Annotated in this window: 15 protein-coding genes and 2 pseudogenes; 10 read left to right on the plus strand and 7 right to left on the minus strand. The window is 65.3% G+C overall.

Features of this window, described 5'->3' with window-relative positions; all coding sequences use genetic code 11:
* Positions 1 to 65: 65 nt before the first annotated feature.
* Complete coding sequence (locus AC5RTE_RS09560) at positions 66 to 482, minus strand: hypothetical protein (RefSeq protein ID WP_494041147.1); 417 nt, start codon at positions 480 to 482, stop codon at positions 66 to 68.
* A gap of 201 nt (positions 483 to 683) precedes the next feature.
* Here AC5RTE_RS09560 and AC5RTE_RS09565 point away from each other — a divergent pair, with 201 nt between their 5' ends.
* On the plus strand, positions 684 to 1409 hold the full coding sequence (locus AC5RTE_RS09565) for a hemerythrin domain-containing protein (protein ID WP_494041148.1): 726 nt from the start codon (positions 684 to 686) through the stop codon (positions 1407 to 1409).
* A gap of 29 nt (positions 1410 to 1438) precedes the next feature.
* Here the strand turns inward: AC5RTE_RS09565 and AC5RTE_RS09570 are convergent, their stop codons facing one another.
* Positions 1439 to 2833, minus strand: coding sequence for an amidase (locus AC5RTE_RS09570; RefSeq protein WP_494041149.1), 1395 nt, complete (start codon positions 2831 to 2833; stop codon positions 1439 to 1441).
* An 87-nt stretch (positions 2834 to 2920) separates the two neighbouring features.
* Between AC5RTE_RS09570 and AC5RTE_RS09575 the strand changes: the two genes are divergently transcribed.
* Positions 2921 to 3082, plus strand: a complete 162-nt coding sequence (locus AC5RTE_RS09575) for a hypothetical protein (protein ID WP_494041150.1) — start codon at positions 2921 to 2923, stop codon at positions 3080 to 3082.
* Between the two features lie 139 nt (positions 3083 to 3221).
* The gene (locus tag AC5RTE_RS09580) at positions 3222 to 4385 is read left to right on the plus strand and encodes a hypothetical protein (RefSeq protein WP_494041151.1); all 1164 of its coding nucleotides are present in this window, start codon (positions 3222 to 3224) and stop codon (positions 4383 to 4385) included.
* A gap of 190 nt (positions 4386 to 4575) precedes the next feature.
* On the opposite strand, the gene AC5RTE_RS09585 is transcribed toward AC5RTE_RS09580, so the two are convergent.
* On the minus strand, positions 4576 to 5244 hold the full coding sequence (locus AC5RTE_RS09585) for a maleylpyruvate isomerase family mycothiol-dependent enzyme (RefSeq protein ID WP_494041152.1): 669 nt from the start codon (positions 5242 to 5244) through the stop codon (positions 4576 to 4578).
* A gap of 83 nt (positions 5245 to 5327) precedes the next feature.
* Positions 5328 to 6362: an aldo/keto reductase gene (locus AC5RTE_RS09590; RefSeq protein ID WP_494041153.1), complete on the minus strand. Its 1035-nt coding sequence runs from the start codon at positions 6360 to 6362 to the stop codon at positions 5328 to 5330.
* Positions 6363 to 6501: 139 nt separating this feature from the next.
* Here AC5RTE_RS09590 and AC5RTE_RS09595 point away from each other — a divergent pair, with 139 nt between their 5' ends.
* The 6 genes and pseudogenes from AC5RTE_RS09595 to AC5RTE_RS09620 all read left to right on the plus strand — a co-directional run.
* Positions 6502 to 7584 carry a 2-keto-3-deoxygluconate permease gene (locus AC5RTE_RS09595; RefSeq protein ID WP_494041154.1) on the plus strand — a complete coding sequence of 361 codons (1083 nt, stop codon included), beginning with the start codon at positions 6502 to 6504 and terminating at the stop codon, positions 7582 to 7584.
* Positions 7585 to 7586: 2 nt separating this feature from the next.
* Entirely contained in the window at positions 7587 to 8900 is a 1314-nt protein-coding gene (locus AC5RTE_RS09600) for a four-carbon acid sugar kinase family protein (RefSeq protein ID WP_494041155.1), read from the plus strand.
* Positions 8897 to 9940, plus strand: a complete 1044-nt coding sequence (pdxA, locus tag AC5RTE_RS09605; protein ID WP_494041156.1) for a 4-hydroxythreonine-4-phosphate dehydrogenase PdxA — start codon at positions 8897 to 8899, stop codon at positions 9938 to 9940. Before AC5RTE_RS09600 ends, pdxA begins: the two co-directional genes overlap by 4 nt.
* A 21-nt stretch (positions 9941 to 9961) precedes the next feature.
* The gene (locus tag AC5RTE_RS09610; protein ID WP_494041157.1) at positions 9962 to 10888 is read left to right on the plus strand and encodes a GntR family transcriptional regulator; all 927 of its coding nucleotides are present in this window, start codon (positions 9962 to 9964) and stop codon (positions 10886 to 10888) included.
* Between the two features lie 32 nt (positions 10889 to 10920).
* A pseudogene (locus AC5RTE_RS09615) lies at positions 10921 to 11121 on the plus strand (4-hydroxythreonine-4-phosphate dehydrogenase PdxA).
* A 27-nt stretch (positions 11122 to 11148) separates the two neighbouring features.
* Positions 11149 to 11313, plus strand: a pseudogene (locus tag AC5RTE_RS09620) (DeoR/GlpR family DNA-binding transcription regulator); the annotation flags it as partial.
* An 84-nt stretch (positions 11314 to 11397) separates the two neighbouring features.
* Here AC5RTE_RS09620 and AC5RTE_RS09625 read toward each other — a convergent pair.
* From AC5RTE_RS09625 to AC5RTE_RS09635, 3 genes are all read right to left on the minus strand, one after another.
* Positions 11398 to 13611, minus strand: a complete 2214-nt coding sequence (locus AC5RTE_RS09625; RefSeq protein ID WP_494041158.1) for a catalase — start codon at positions 13609 to 13611, stop codon at positions 11398 to 11400.
* A gap of 174 nt (positions 13612 to 13785) precedes the next feature.
* Positions 13786 to 14451 carry an aspartate/glutamate racemase family protein gene (locus tag AC5RTE_RS09630; RefSeq protein ID WP_494041159.1) on the minus strand — a complete coding sequence of 222 codons (666 nt, stop codon included), beginning with the start codon at positions 14449 to 14451 and terminating at the stop codon, positions 13786 to 13788.
* Between the two features lie 42 nt (positions 14452 to 14493).
* A complete protein-coding gene (locus AC5RTE_RS09635) occupies positions 14494 to 14868 on the minus strand; it encodes a VOC family protein (protein ID WP_494041160.1) in 375 nt (124 codons plus the stop codon).
* Between the two features lie 264 nt (positions 14869 to 15132).
* On the opposite strand from AC5RTE_RS09635, the gene AC5RTE_RS09640 reads away from it, so the two are divergent.
* Positions 15133 to 15708: an HNH endonuclease gene (locus AC5RTE_RS09640; RefSeq protein WP_494041161.1), complete on the plus strand. Its 576-nt coding sequence runs from the start codon at positions 15133 to 15135 to the stop codon at positions 15706 to 15708.
* Positions 15709 to 15809 lie beyond the last annotated feature (101 nt).

Genomic DNA, 15809 nt, shown 5'->3' on the forward strand with positions numbered 1-15809 from the left:
GCTTTTCCTGCCGCCCTGTGGGCTAGCCTGATGCGCGGCAGAGAGCATGGCGTCTATACCTTCCGTCATTGCTGCCGCCGCGCCTCACGCCAGCCCAGCACGGCCATCAGCACTGCCAGACCGGTTGCGGCCGCGGTTATCGCCACCATGGCCTGGTCGGAAGATTTACCGCGCCACGCCTCCCGAACTGACCTCTCGCCCGGATAGCCGCCGGTCATGATTGCGCCGAGGATGCCCAGGGTTTTGGCGGCGGCTTCACGCCGGTCCGGTATCGAAAGCCCAAAGGTGGCCAGGCCCTGCAGAACAAGCATGACGCCCGGAGCTGACAGGTTGGTTCCGGCAACCCAGTGGTCGCGCTCGATGTGCCGGGGGTCTCCCTTGAGCTTCCAGACGTCATAACTTGTCCGGTTCCGGAGGGCCTTCCGGAGACCGGCAAGGCCGAGGGCGAGCTGCGCTGCCGAGACCACTGCTAATGCCTTCATGACAGTTCCCTTTCCTTGCGAAACATCGCTGAGGCGGCGGTGCGTGCGGCCATGTTAAAACTGCCGTCCCCTCCGCTCAACCCAACGGAAGAATTTAGGGGGGAACTGGCGACGCGGAGCCGTTGCCTAGGAAAAGGACGGGCGCTACGATGCTGCCGGGGAGAGGGTCTGGTCCCGCGTCAGAACGTTAGAGGCCATGACATGACTGACTTTTTTACGATGCGGCCCGGCGAAACGGCAGCTCCCCTGCCGCCCGGCCCCGTTCTGTGCACCGGATCGGCCACGATGCGGCGGGTGCACCGCTTTTTCCTGTGGGCCTACGACGAAGCACCCGGTCTGGTTCGTTCCGCCACCCCTGGAGACACGGCCCGCGCGAAGTACGTCGGTGAAGTTCTGGGAAACTTCGACAAGGTGCTCCATGTGCACCACGAGGGCGAGGACCTGCTCATGTACCCGCAGCTGAAGCAGCGTGCACCGGCCTGCGCCCTTCATGTGGCGCAGATGCTGGACCAGCATCATCAGGTCACGCGCAGGCTTGAGGACATCGAGCCTGTCCGGCTGCGCTGGATGGAAACAGCAGACCCGGAGACGGGACGGGAGCTCGCGGATCGCTACGAGGATTTGAAGGCTGTCCTTAATGTGCACTTACGCCGCGAAGTTACCGAGGTGATGCCCGCCGTCGACAGGACGATCAATGAAAAGGAACTTAAGCTGATCGGCCAGCACGGCATCGAGCAGTTCGACAAGAAGTTCCTGGTGGGCTACCTGGGCATGGTGCTGGCAACGAACCCGCCCGGCGATCGGGAGGAACTGTTCAAGGAAATCCCGCCGCCGGTGCGCTTGGCCTACAAGCTCGTCGGGCGCAAGATGTACCGGAAACAGTACGCAACACTCTTCCCGGGACGGCCGATCCCGGAGACGTTGTAGTCCGGCAACTTTCCGGCCGGGGAGGCCGCCTAAAGCCTTGCAAGGTCCTCAAGCCACCGGGCGAACTCAAGCGCCACCGTATCTGCACCGGGGCGAGCGACAACCTGGACGGACAAGGGCAGCCCTTCGGATGAGATCGTGACGGGCAGCGACACAACGGGGGCGCCCACCATGGTCACGGCCCTGCATTGACCCATGATGTCCCAGCCGAAAATGCTCTGCCCGTCAATGTCCAGCTTTCCGGACAGGTTGCAGGCAGGACCACCTGCCACGGGCAGGAGCACGATGTCAGCGGTTTCGAAGACCGCCAGGTCCCTTGCCCGTGCCGCCTCGGATGCGGCCACGGCCGCCTCGAGGTCCTTGATGTCAGTGGCCAAGGACCTCTGGATGACGTCGCGGTTCACAGGCTGAACCAGGTGCTCCCGGCCAGCGATGGCTGCGGCATGATCCGTCATCGGAACAAGCGGGCGGAGCCGGTTGTAGGCGGCCAGCGATTCCACAAACAGACCCTGCACCTCCGTCACCGCCCGGACGTAAAGGGCCATTTGCTCAACCAGGGTGGACATCATTGCGGACACTTCCCGCCGCACCGGCCCCAGCGCCGAACCGTCACTCCAAACTACCGAGACGTTGCCGGGGACGGCCCCATCACGAACAAGCCGGGCATGAGGTTCTGATGCCGTCAGGACGGCGAGCGCCGTCTGCAAGTCGCGCACCGAACGCGCGAGCGGTCCCACCACCTGGGTCGCTGCCTGCAGGCGGGCGCCAGGCGGGGACGGATGCCCGACGCCGTACCAGCCGCCCGCTCCCGGAACGACGCCAAGATCGGGAACGATGCCCGGAGTAGGCCGCAGCGCCGTGATTCCCACGCACTGCGCAGGCCACCGCAGCGATCCGCCGTAGTCGGTGCCCAGCCCGAGAGCGGTGATGCCGGCAGCGACGGAGGCGGCTTCTCCCCCGCTCGAACCACCCGGCGTCGCGTTGGGAAACCGGGGGTTTCGCGTCAGGCCCCCGACAGGACTCTCGGTGATGGCACCGAAGGCGAACTCGGGGCAGTTGGTTTTGCCCACCACCACGGCCCCTGCTTCCTGCAGGCGCTGGACGGCGGTGGCAGTAAAGGAGGCGATGTTTCCGGCATAGGCCGCACTCCCGCCTGTCAGTTGCAGGCCCGCCACAGCGATGACGTCCTTGACGCTGAGCGGAACACCGGCCAGCGGTCCCGGATCATCCCCGCGGGCCCGACGGCGGTCCACCCCTTCCGCGGCTACCGCAGCGCCCTCCCAATCCTCCTGGAGAAAGGCACCCAGAGCAGAAGCGGCCGTAGCCCGTGAGCGCGCCTCCGCCAGGATGTCCTGGGCGGAGGCTTCACCGGTGCGCACCAGGCGGGCAAGCTCGGTGGCGTCCGGAACAGCTGCCGTTGACACGGGCGCGCTCCCCTTTTGGTGGTCTTTGGTTCCGCAGTGGCAGCCACTGCAAGCGGCACGCCGGGTAGTTAGACCGAATGTATCAGGATGTCGTCCACCGGAAGTGTTGCTGGAGACGGCAGGTGCAACCGCGCCAAGGGTGCCAGGATCCCGTCACCCAGCCAGCAGGAGAGGCTGGAACGACGACGGCGGAACTACCTGGCGCCGTCGTCGTCCGTCAGCGTCGGCGAGCGCCAGCCACTCCCCTGACCCGGGTACGGGCGGGACGGGCACGGTATGAGTTTGCCGTCGGACCTTCCCTGCAGTGATGATGGCGTAGCGCGCGACGCGCGACCGGCTGGGGGCGTGGGGTTCCCCTGGAAGGGCTATACGCCCCAGAAAGTTCTCGTTGCTGCACTTTCCTTCCGCCAATACGGCTGCGCACCGGCCCTCCCCCCGGGATGTCGCCACCCTGAACCAGCTCCTGGACGACAACGTCTGGGCCTTCAGCAACTGCCGGGTGGACGCGCCGGGCAGGCCCGTGGCCGAGGTGGACTGGTTCTTTTACAACGCCCGGCACGGAACCATCATGATCAGCGAATGGAAGGGCTTCCCCCACAGCGTGGCATCGGCTACCGATACCGGCACCCCTTGGGTCCTCGACGGCGGCATGCACGTCGCCAACCCGGTGGAACAGGTCTCGAAACAGCTCGACGCCGTCCGCGCGGTCCTGCGCAGCACCATCCTTCCGCAGCACTTCCCAGCACTCGACCCCCAGCAGCTGCAACTCATGCAGAGTGTCTATTCACCGCAGGTGGACGGGCGCACAGCCATCGAGCGCCTTCGCTGGGGGAAGGTTCACGGCCGCCTGCCGGACCTTGCCGACGTCATCGCGAACTCCACCAGCGCGTCGCCGCTCCTTGTGCCCGACCCCGGCGCACGGCTTGCGCTTGCAAAAACACTCTGTGCAGCCTTCCGCACGGAGCTGCCGGCTCGCGTCGAAGCTTCCCTGCGTGTGGCATTGGCGAAGCGGGAAGTGGACGCTGTCCAGCGCATCAGCGAGATACACCGGCAGATCGCCGCCCTGCACCGGGAACTGGCTCACCTCACGCTTGTGGCTGCGGGCAGGAACACTACCGAGCACCCGCCGGTATCGAAGAAGCCGCAGGATTCCGGGCAAGCGACCCAGTCGAAGGCGAAGCCGCAAGCAGTGGTTCCTGTGGCTGGGACGGCTAACGCCACCAAGACCAAGGCTTTGACCGAACATCAACGCATGCATGCGCATCTGGTGCGGAGTTTCAAGGGTGTCAACGGCAGTAAGGATGAAGCCTCCAAGGCGCTTGAAAAAGCATGGAAGCTGGTACTGAACGATCCTGCGCTGCACGGGAAAACCGGTATCAGTATGTCGCTGTTCGGTTCCGTTGGGACCCCGATAGTAAAGCAGCACCGTCAGGAATCGTTGCAGAAGGTGCTCGGGATGCAGCTCGTAAAGTGGTGCGTGGAGCAGGCAAAGACCATTGGCATGAAACCGCTGGAGGTTCCTGGTAAGCCCTCCAACATCAGGTTGCGCTGAGCGGAATTCCCTCGGCGCCAAACGCACCGAAGCAAAACGGCCGTAGTCCCGGAACCCCAGGTTCCCCGACTACGGCCGCTATCCCGGTACTTCAGGTCTCAGAACGTGTCCGTGAACCTTCGCCGCTGGCAGCAGCGGAAACCTGTCAGCACCCGAAGCGTCCTACACACCATGCGATTCAGGCACCCGGTCAGTGTGGGTCAGCCGTCTTGGCTGCTGTGGCTTGAAGACGCGACTGCAGGGTGGGCACGCCTGGGCCGTCAAGCTGGTCGAGATATGCGTCGCGGCCAGCCATGCTCATCACCAGAGCGACGGTGGATCCGGTGACCGAGGGGCCAATGCCAGCAGCGAACGGCCCGTCGTTCGCGCGCAACTGCAGACCGGCCGCGTGGGTGCGGCTCGCAACGGTGAAGTCGCGTCGGGCGAAGAATTCGGCCACGGCCGTCAGTGCGTCGACGCTTGGCGTGCGGGCAAGCCCCAGGGGCTGGCGGATGTCTTGGGCGTGCACGAGGACCTCGCCAAGGTACGCGGGCGTGTGTCCTGAGGGTGCGGTGGTACTCCTGATGATGGCGCGGAATAGAGCGAGCGTCTCTTCGGGAGTTGCGCCGCGGTGCTCAGCCAGCCGGCGCTGGTTGTGCACGTCGGGACGGAAACGTGAGCCCAGCATGCTGCGCAGCCACTGCCACTGGTTCAGGCTAGCCGCAGCAGTAAGGTGAGCGAGGACCTGCTCGACCGTCCACTGTCCGCACAGGGTACGGTGCTGCCATTGCTCCGCGCTGAGGCCGGACAGATCCTCCGCCAGGGCAGCGCGCTCGGCATGTGCCAGCGCCCACAGGTAATCGTTCTGCCATGTCGCCATACCGCTCAGGTCACTCCTCATCGTTAATGCATTTTATGCAGGTAGGACAATTTCGCAGGGTCAGTTGGGTGTGTTCAGAATGGTCAGCGGTTGTACTTGGGCATTGGCCCGCGGGTCTCTGCAGCCACGGCGTCGCAGGCAGCTACCACGTCCGCAGGTAAGGCGCCCTTGGCAGCCGCGGCAATGTTGGCCTGCAACTGCTCAATCTTGGACCCGCCCAGCAGGATTGACCCCACGCCCGGCTTACTGATCAGCCAGCGCAAGGACAATTCAGCCATGGGCAGCCCGGCACCATCGGCAATGTCAGCCAGCTTGCGGACCGCCTCGAACAGCCGGGGGTCCCAGTAGCGCTGCTTGTACATCTCGGCGAGGCGGGAGTTGCCAAAGCGGCCTTCCGTGGGTGACTCAGCGAAGGAGTGCTTCCCGGTGAGCAAACCGCCGCCCAACGGGTTGTAGACCATCGTCAGCAGCCCGGTGTGCTGGGCGAATTCCAGGTACTCGTCCTCGATCCGCGTGGCCAGCAGATTGTACAGCTGCTGGGCCACCAACGGACGGGGTACGACGGCGGCATCGGCCGCTGCGTTCAACTCGCCAATCTGCCAGGCGGCGTAGTTGGACACGCCCCAGGCGCGGATCTTGCCCTCACGGATGAGCTGCCGGACGGCGTCGAGCGTCTCGGGAAGTGGAGCTTTCCGGTCAGGCTGGTGGAGATAGAAAAGGTCCAGCCGGTCAGTCGCCAGGCGGCGGAGGCTGCCTTCAACCGACAAACGCAGCCCCTCGGCGGACAGCGGTGAGTTGTCACCGGCGTCGGGATGCGGAATGCCGGCCTTTGAGGCGAGGATGACGTCGTCGCGGTGTCCCTGCAGGAGCTTGGCGAGGATCTCCTCGCTGGCTCCCCCGGCGTACCCGTTGGCCGTATCCACCACGGTGATGCCGGCGTCGAGGGCTGCGGAGAACATGCCCCCGGCAATCCCTTCCGTGGCCGTATCGCCGAACGTCATGGTTCCCAGCGCCAGTTGTGAGACGGGAAGTTCCAGGCCTGCCACGTTCGTTCCCTGCATCAGCTTGCTTCCTCCATCAGTACGGGCCCAGCCTGCGGCCAGTTTCTGCACCGGCATGTTGGAATCCTGTTCCACACCATCTAAGCCTGACCTTCATTATGAGTTGCGTCACCACGCCCTAATGCCTATTGTAGGTACATCTTGTACGTACATCTTTGTACGGCTCCCATCACACACACACAGAGAGAGATTCGCCATGGCTGCCGAATCGCGCATAACCTCCCGCGTCCCGCTGTTCGATGCGATGAACCGCATTCCCGGCGGGCTGATGCTGATACCGCTTCTCCTCGGGTCCATCGTCGGAACGTTTTTCCCCGGCTTCCTGACGATGGGAAGCTTCACCACCGCCCTGTTCAAGGACGCTGCGCTTCCCCTGATTGCCGTCCTCATCTTCGCCACCGGCATGCAGATCACAGCAAAGACCTCCGGTCCGGTTCTGGCGACCACCGGCGTCGTTCTGCTCTTCAAAACAATCATCCCCGCGGCGCTCGTGGCCGGGCTCGGCCTGGTGGTCGGCGTGGAGGGCATCCTCGGCATTTCCATCCTGGCGCTGCTTGCCTCTTTCGATAACAGCAACGGCGGCTTGTGGCTGGCCTTCACCGGACGCTACGGCGACAGCCGGGACCGCGGCGCGTACATGGCTTCGGCGATCAATGACGGGCCATTCTTCACCCTCCTCTTCCTTGGCGCCTCGGGTCTCGGCAACATCCCGTTCCTGGCTCTCCTCGCGGCAGTCATCCCGCTGGCCCTCGGGTTCATCGTGGGCAACCTCGACCGTCGCTGGACCGAGGTCATGCGACCCGTTCCGAACATCGTGATTCCATTCTTCGCGTTTGCCCTCGGTACCGGAATCAACCTGGGCAATGTCATCACCGGCGGCCTGGGCGGCATCTTCGTCGGTATTGCTGCCACGCTGATCACCGGCGCCTTGGTCTACTTCGGTTACCGGTTCATCCTGCGCCGCGGCCGCAAATCCGGCATTGGTATTGCATCGGCCACGACTGCCGGCAACTCCATCGCGACTCCGGCCGTCGTAGCCGCAGCGGACCCCACCTTTGCCCCGTACGTAGAGGTAGCGACCGCCCAGGTTGCTTCAGCGGTCCTGGTAACGGCCATCTTCGCGCCGCTCCTTGCAAGCTACGTCCTGAAGCGCCAGGGCGGGCTCACCAGCGAGGACGAAGAAGTGTCCGTCGGAGCCGGTTCCCGCACCACCGGCCCTGGATCAGCTGAACTGCCCGACGACGGCGAGCCCTTCCAGCAGCCGGATACCAAGTACTGATCATGCAGCCTGAACCGGCCATCGGGATCGTCGCAGACGACCTCACCGGAGCCAACGACACACTGGTCCAATTTGCTGAGGCGGGCTTCCTTGCCCGCCTCAGCCTGGCGGAAGACAAAGAGGCGGACGTCGCCTCCGCTGCATCACCAACTGCACTGGCCCGCGTCACCGATGCGCGGGCGTTGGATACGGCTTCTGCCCGCTCCCGCACACACGAATTTGTGGCGCACCTGGCCTCAACCGGCATCAACCAGCTGTACGTCAAGATCGACTCCACCATGCGGGGCAGTATCTCCGGACAGATTGCGGGAGCTCTCGAGGCCTGGAGCGGGCTGCACCCCTCCCCGTTCGCGGTGGTGTGCCCCGCCTACCCGGCGATGGGCCGGGTGGTTAAGGACGGGCGGCTGCTCGTGCATGGAAAGCCCGTCGAACTTTCCCCGGCGGGCACCGACCCGGTTACTCCCGTCCGTACCAGCGCCATGGGCGAACTGTTGCCCGGCGCCGCGCTGGTTCCGGCGCTTACGAGCCTTCCGGCAGAGGACCGGGCACAGGCGTTGTATTCAGCCGCCACGAACAACGCCGTCGTCGTTGTTGATGCGGTGACGCAAACCGATCTTGACTTGCTCGCCGCCGTGCTGTCCGAGATCGGCCCGCAGGCGGTACCGGTAGGTTCCGCCGGACTTGCCTCGGCGATCGCGGATCGACGGGCCGCTTCAGGCACAAATAGCGCATCCCGCCAAGCCAGGGATTCAGGCAGAACACTCGTGGTGGTGACTTCCCTGAACGACATGTCGCGGGAACAAGTGCAGGTTCTGACCGAAAACACGCCGCCTCAGGAGATCCTGGTGCTGAACCCCGCCATGGAGCACCTGCACAGCGCCCGGGCCACCGCGGCATGGCTGGAAGCGGCACTGCTCCCGCAGGAACTCCCGCCCACCGTGATGGTGGTTTCGCCGTCACGTCCAGCCCCGCAGGAGAAAGACCATGCCGGCGGAGCGAGCGCAAGCGCCCTGGTGGCCAACGGGCTCGCACTGCTCACTGCCGCATTGATGGACCGCCACGAGTTCTCGAACCTGGTCCTGATGGGCGGGGACGGCGCCCGCGCTGTGCTGTCCGCATGCGGCGCCGACTCCGTCACAGTGCACGGCGCTGTCCAGGAGGGCGTCCCGCTCGGCGTCGTCAATGGCGGACGGGCAGACGGAATGCGCACCGTCACCAAGGCGGGCGGATTCGGCACACCCCGAACCCTCGTGGATACCCTTCAAACCCTAACCGCCACTTCATCAACCCCAACCTCAACGGAGGCCAACTCATGACCATTCCCACCCTCGCAGTCACCCTGGGCGACGTTGCGGGCATTGGACCGGAGATCACCGCCAAGGCCTTGCTCGCCCACGACGACCTGCGCACGCGCTGCCGGCCCGTCGTCGTCGGCGATGAGGCGGCCATGCGGCGTGGCGTCGAGCATGTCGGCGGCAACCCGGACATGGTGCGGGTCATCCAGTCCATCGCCGAGGCAAAGAACGAGCCGGGAACCATCGAGCTTCTCCAGACCGGGCCGTCCCTCGCCCATGTGCCAACCGGCGAGCTCAGCCCCGACGCCGGCGACGGATCCTACCGGTTCGTCGTTGAGGCGTGCAGGCTCGCCCGGGAGGGCGAGGTGGACGGCATCGTCACCGCGCCGCTGAACAAGGCGGCAATGCACGCCGGCGGGCACAAGTGGCCCGGTCACACTGAACTGCTGGCGCACGAATTCGGCGTCGAGAACTTCAGCCTTGTCCTGTCCGCCGGGGACCTGTACTTCTTCCACCTCACAACGCACGTATCACTGCGCCAGGCCATCGAGGACGTCACGCCCGAGCGGACCGGGAACGTCATCAAACTGGTGAGCGCCTTCACCAAGGCCCTTGGCAATCCGGATGAACCAATCGGTTTGGCGGGCTTGAACCCTCACGCCGGGGAAAACCGTCTCTTCGGGAACGAAGACGCTGACGTCCTCGCTCCAGCCGTTGAAGCGGCAAGGGCTGCAGGCATCAACGTCCAGGGCCCACTGCCGGCGGATGCACTGATTCCGGCAGCGGTGAAGGGCAAGTGGAACATGGTCATTGTTTGCTACCACGATCAGGGCCACGCTCCCTTTAAGGCGGTTTACGGCGACGACGGCGTCAACATCACCGTTGGGCTGCCGGTAGTCCGGGTATCCGTGGACCACGGGACCGCCTTCGACATCGCCGGCAAAGGCATCGCCCGCGAAGCCAGCCTCGTACTGTCCCTTGAGCGGGCAGCAGCACTCGCTCCGGGATGGGACCACGTGTGGCAAACAGCGCGCCAGGACAAGGCCGCCTCAGCGTCCTGACCGTATTGGATAATTGATGCAATGAGCCCATCCGCCGCCGCTTCATTTGTCCCACCCAGCGGCAACGATCCGTTGCATCTTCAGCTGCGCAACCACCTGAGAGCGCAGATCGTGAACCATTCACTGCCTCCTGGAGCTGCGCTTCCCAGCGAAGCACAGCTCCAGGAGCAGTTCGGCGTATCGCGGTCGGTTGTCCGCCAGGCACTTGGTGCCCTGGCTGCCGAGGGCCTCATCGAGAGGGGCCGCGGGCGCGGGAGCACGGTGGCGCCCCGGCGGGAGCATCACCGGCTGGTCCAGCGCATGCCGGGACTGTCCACACAGATCTCAGAGACGGGTGTCACCGTCCAGACCGAAGTGCTCGGATTCAACGTCGAGCCTGCCCGCGGAGCGTCCACCGCCCTGGGCACGCCGGAAGTACTGGCGTTGAAACGGCTCCGATCCGTGGATGGGTCCCCGATCGCGCTCATTCACACCTGGCTGCCGCTTCCGTTATGTGCTGGCCTGACACCGGAGGACCTGCGCAACGCTTCCCTGCATGGAGTGCTCCGGCAAAAGTTTGGCATTCACGTCACGGCCGGACGGCGCCAGATTCGGGCTGCCCCTGCAGACTCCGGCCTCCTGTCACTGCTCCGCATGGAAGCGCCTTCACCTGTTCTCCTCCTGGAAGGGACCAGCGTGGATGCATCCGGCCGTACCGTCGAGGTCTTTACCACCTGGCATGACGCAGACCAGGTGGTGTTCGACATCGACGTGATCAATGACGCCGGGAACGTAACAGGTCAAGTCCGTCCCCTGCAGCCGCCCGTGCACCGTGAGGCCGGGCGCGAGTCCGGGACGGGCAGCACCGAGTATGGGAACCCGGATTCCCTGGCTCTACATATGCGGGCCCTTGCATTGGAGCTTGAGCAGGTTGCCAAGGAGATCCAGGGCAAAGCCGGGCAGGCGTAGGCATCCCGAACCGGAAGATCGGCGTCTGCGCCATCAACCCGCACGCCGGCGAATACGGCCTGTTCGGCCAGGGTTAGGAAGCCGAGAAGATCGAGCCGGGTGTGAAGGCCGCGCAGGCTGCCGGGATCAACGCGGTGGGCCCGCTGCCGGCGGACACGCTGTTCTTCCTAACCGGCCGGGGCGATTACGACCTGGTGGTGGCCAATACCTCGATCAGGGCCACGGTCCGGTGAAGGTCCTCGGCATTGTGGCCGGCATGCTATGTGCTGGCAGACTCGTCCAAGCCAGTCCTGCGGCCCCTCCCCGCCTGGGCCCGCGTGGCGCTGCCGTGGACTCTGGTGACGGACGACGGCGCCGACCCTGAGCAGGTGCAGAAGTTCCGGGACGCGGGCGTGCAGGTTGAGGTGGCGCAGGTCAGCGGCTGAGCTCCTGACTGACCGGAACACCGCGCCAGCTGCGCCGATGGGAAGAGTTTCACCCCTGCCCATCGGCGGCTGTGCAGGTAGCCCCTAGGCTGAGGCTGCCGGGAACCGCTCCCACACCCGATGTGCTGCCAGCAGCGCGGTCAATTCCTGGACCAAGGATTCAGGCTCCTTACCCGAGACGATGCCCGGAGCATCAAGGGGCAGGCCCGCCGCCGCCAGCACCGCGGAGTTGGCGCCCAGCGAGGCAATGGCCTTGGCATGGCGGAACGCTTCAGTCAGCAGCAATACGGCCCGTGGATCCAGTGCATCCCCGGGGGCACCGGCTTTGGCGTCGAGCCCAGGTGCAGCGTCGGGAGCCGGAGCGGCAGCAGCAACGATGACGGCGTCGAACTCTGTGGAGCGGGCGGTGAGGTAGGTCCGCTGCACAGGAACGCCGCCGTCGTCCTCCGATCCAAGGAAACCGCCCGCCGGGGCGATGACCAGGGGGACGATGCCTTCGGCGTCCAAGGCCTTCCGTGCTGCGTTTACGGCAGCAAGGTCGCTGTTCTCATCGGCCAGAATCCCAACAATCCGGCCGGCGACCGGCCAGGTCCCACCCACCTGTGACAAGGCAGGGCTGGGCTCGGACTCCGGGATCTGCTCAGTAGCCTGCGGAGCCGGCAGGCCCAGGCCTTGGGCCACGGCGGCGCACAGGCCCGCGTCCACGTTGGCCAGAGCCGCCAGCTGCCGTTCCCGGATGGACTTTTCGTAGCACTTGCCCAGCTCGAAGGTGTAGGCCTGGATCACGTGGTCCTGCTCCACCGGGCTCAGGCTGCGGAAGAAGAGGCCCACCTGGCTGTAGTGGTCATCGAAGGATGCCGGGTTCTTCCGCTCCTTGATGGAGGCAGCCACTTCCTCCGGCACGTCGATGAAGGCGCCGATATCCTGTCCAGCGAGGAACGGGCAGCCGCCGTCCAGCGAGTTCGGCTGGTAGGGAGCCACTCCCCCATGGACCGCCTGCTGGTGCATCCCGTCCCGCAGCATGTCGTTGACCGGGGCCTGCGGACGGTTGATGGGGATCTGGCCGAAGTTGGGTCCGCCCAGCCGGGAGATCTGGGTATCAAGGTAGGAGAAAAGGCGTACCTGGAGCAGAGGATCGTTGGTGACGTCGATTCCTGGGACGAGGTGTCCGGGGTGGAATGCCACCTGTTCGGTTTCGGCGAAGAAGTTGGTGGGGTTGGCGTTCAGTGTCATGACGCCGATGGGCTGGACCGGAGCGAGTTCTTCCGGTACGAACTTGGTGGGATCGAGCAGGTCGATCCCTTCGAACATCTGGTCTTCGGTGTCCGGGAACGTCTGCACGCCGAGCTCCCACTCGGGGTAGGCGCCTGCTTCGATGGCGTCGGCCAGGTCCCGGCGGTGGAAGTCCGGATCCATGCCGTTGATGATTTGCGCTTCCTCCCACACCAACGAGTGGACGCCCTGCTTTGGCTTCCAGTGGAACTTCACCAAAGTGGTTTGGCCTTCCGCGTTGATGAACCGGAAGGTGTGCACGCCGAAGCCTTCCATGGTCCGGTAGGAACGCGGGATTCCCCGGTCGGACATGTTCCACATCGTGTGCGCCTGGGCCTCGGTATGCAGGGAAACGAAATCCCAAAACGTGTCATGGGCGCTCTGCGCCTGGGGAATTTCCCGGTCCGGGTGCGGCTTGGCCGCGTGCACGATGTCCGGGAACTTGATGCCGTCCTGGACGAAAAAGACCGGGATGTTGTTTCCCACCAGGTCGTACGTGCCCTCGTCGGTGTAGAACTTGGTGGAAAAGCCCCTCGTGTCCCGGACGGTGTCGGCGGAGCCGCGGGAACCCAGCACTGTGGAGAAGCGCACGAAGACGGGAGTCTCCACGTCCTTGGCCAGGAAGCCTGCGCGGGTGATGTTGGCAGCAGTGCCGTAGGAGCGGAACACACCATGGGCTCCTGCGCCGCGGGCGTGGACTACGCGCTCGGGAATGCGCTCGTGGTCAAAGTGCGTGATCTTTTCCCGCAGGTGGTGGTCCTGCAACAGAATAGGCCCGCGCGAACCAGCTTTCAGGGAATGGTCAGTATCCCGAAGGCGAAGCCCCTGGGCAGTGGTCAGGTACTGACCGGATTGGGCCCGAGCCGTGGCCGGTGCCCCGGTGGGGCTTCCCGTGGGAGAGACCGCCTCAGGTCCTCGCTGGTCCGGCTTTGGGGGCAGCGGCTCGCGTGGAGTTGTCGGTTCTTCCAGGCTGGCAGGCTCGCTTGCGGGGACTCCGGGGATCTGGATGTTGCTCTCTTCTGGCACGAATTTTTCTCCTCAGGATGGGCAAAACTGGCAGTCCTCGGGCAATGACCGAAAATACTAAGCGTGCTTAGCATGCTCTGCCAGCCTAGGAAAGGTTGCCCAGCACCACAAATTTGCCCGGGATTCGGACTACAGGCACAGGGGTGAACGGATCACCCTGGCAGCACCTCGCGCCTACCGAAGGGGTATGGCCGCCTCGACGGCGGAGCGGGGACTGGTCAGGACGGGAATCCCGAGGCCCTCAAGGAGGGCAGCAGCAGGTTCCATGCTTGCCTGCGCCAGGACGACGACGTCGGAGCGGCCTGCGAGCGCACGCGCACCTCCGGCGATTCTTAAGTGATAGGCCTCCGCCTCGCCTGCCATAAACGCCTCCCATGCCCCGTCCACAACGCTGATCTCCACTGTCACCTCAGTTCCCGCGGCCGCGGCCTCCTGGCTGAGGACACTGGTGGTCGGCTCGACGGTGCTCGTCAACGCCACGAGGACCCCGATCCGCGGGCCGAGGGCCACAGCCCTCCGAAGCATCGGCCGGTCGATCCTGAGCACTGCCGGGCCAGGGCCGGACAGACCTTCAGCGATCTCCCCGAGCGTGGAGCAGGTGCAGAGAACCACCGTGCAGCCGGCGTCGCGGAGCTGCGCAAGGTGGGCGGCCACGACGGCACGGACACCCTTCCCCGTCCCATCCAGCCTGGCAAGCTCCAGTGCGCCCGGATCCACGCGATGCACTGCAAGCGCGGACGGCATAAGCTCGCGGGTCAGGGCCTCGAACGTCGCCACGTGCACCTGCGATGTGTGGAGGAATCCCACGCGACCAGGAGCAGCAGTTTGGGTTTCGGTCATGGAGCCCGACTTTAACAGAGTGTCGTCAGGGTTCTGTGTTGGTCAGGGCTCAAGCCGCTTGCGCAGGAGGCAGAATTCGTTGCCTTCGGGATCGGCCAGGACGTGCCACTGCTCGCTGCCGGTCTGCCCCACGTCGGCCGGACGGGCTCCCAGGTCAAGCAGGCGTTCCAGCTCGGCGTCCTGGTCCCGGTCCACCGGGTTGACATCGATGTGCAGGGGCAGCCGTCCGGCCCGCGGGTTGCTGCTGGGACTCAGGATGATGGTCGGCTGGAGGCCGCCGAACCCGGCGGGTGGGCCGATCTCGATCGCACCGTCCTCCCGGTCAAGCTCCACGTAACCGAGCACGCCGCACCAGAACTGCGCGAGCACTTCCGGATGGGTGCAGTTCAGGACCAGTTCACTGATGCGGGAAACCATGGGACCCAGTGTACGAAGGGCAGGCGCCGCGGTGAACCCGCGGCATCAACGGTGGCGGCCTTTCCGGAAGGGCCACATGGACCGGGGCGGTGGAAACTGCGACGGCGGACTTGCTTCCCGCCGTCGTCTTCCTTTTGCTGGGGCACCGGAAAGCTCAGCAAAACCTGAGCAAAACCTGGGGCGGCAGTATGCTCCCGGCGGATACGCTTCCCCCTGGATATCCGGAGCCGCGCGCTTCCGGCGCACAGAAAATTGGGGGAATCGATGCAGGAACTAAGCCGTATTTATTGGACACGGCAGGGGCTTCGGCTGGCGTACGCGGCGGTGATGGTGTGGCTCGCCATCTCGGTGATGACCGCATTCATGCCCAAGGCAGCACCTGCCGCCGGCATACGGCCATCCTCCCCCGCGGAGGTATTGCGCGGCCTGGTCGAGGGCGTCGCCGCCGCGGTCACGCTCCCCGGTCTGGCCCTCGTCGTGATGTTCATCGTCGTCGCCGTCATCACCAGGCAGGACGTCCGGCGGCGGGACCCGGTACGGCGCTTTACCCGCGAACAGCGGCGCGAAGGGATGGCCCGGGCCGGCGGACGGTGCGAATTGGAGGCCGGGTTCGGGCGGCGCTGCGCCCGCCCCGCCGAGCACGGCGACCACTTCTACCCGTGGTCCAAGGGCGGCTCCACCAGCCTGCAGAATTTCGTCGCCGCCTGCGCCAGGTGCAACCGCGCCAAACGTGCCAACATACCGTCCCCCAGCCAGCAGCAGCGGATGGAACGACGACGGCGGGACTACCTTCCGCCGTCGTCCTCCGTCTGCGTCGGCGAGCGGCAGCCGCTGCCCTGACTAGGCCCTCTTCCTAGTCGTTGACCCTAACGAAGATGGGGTTGGTGTAGAACCACGGGTCTTCCCATGGGTCGGCGTTGCCCATCTCGTCAGTGGCCGGG

The sequence above is a fragment of the Arthrobacter sp. K41 genome, from assembly GCF_059089645.1.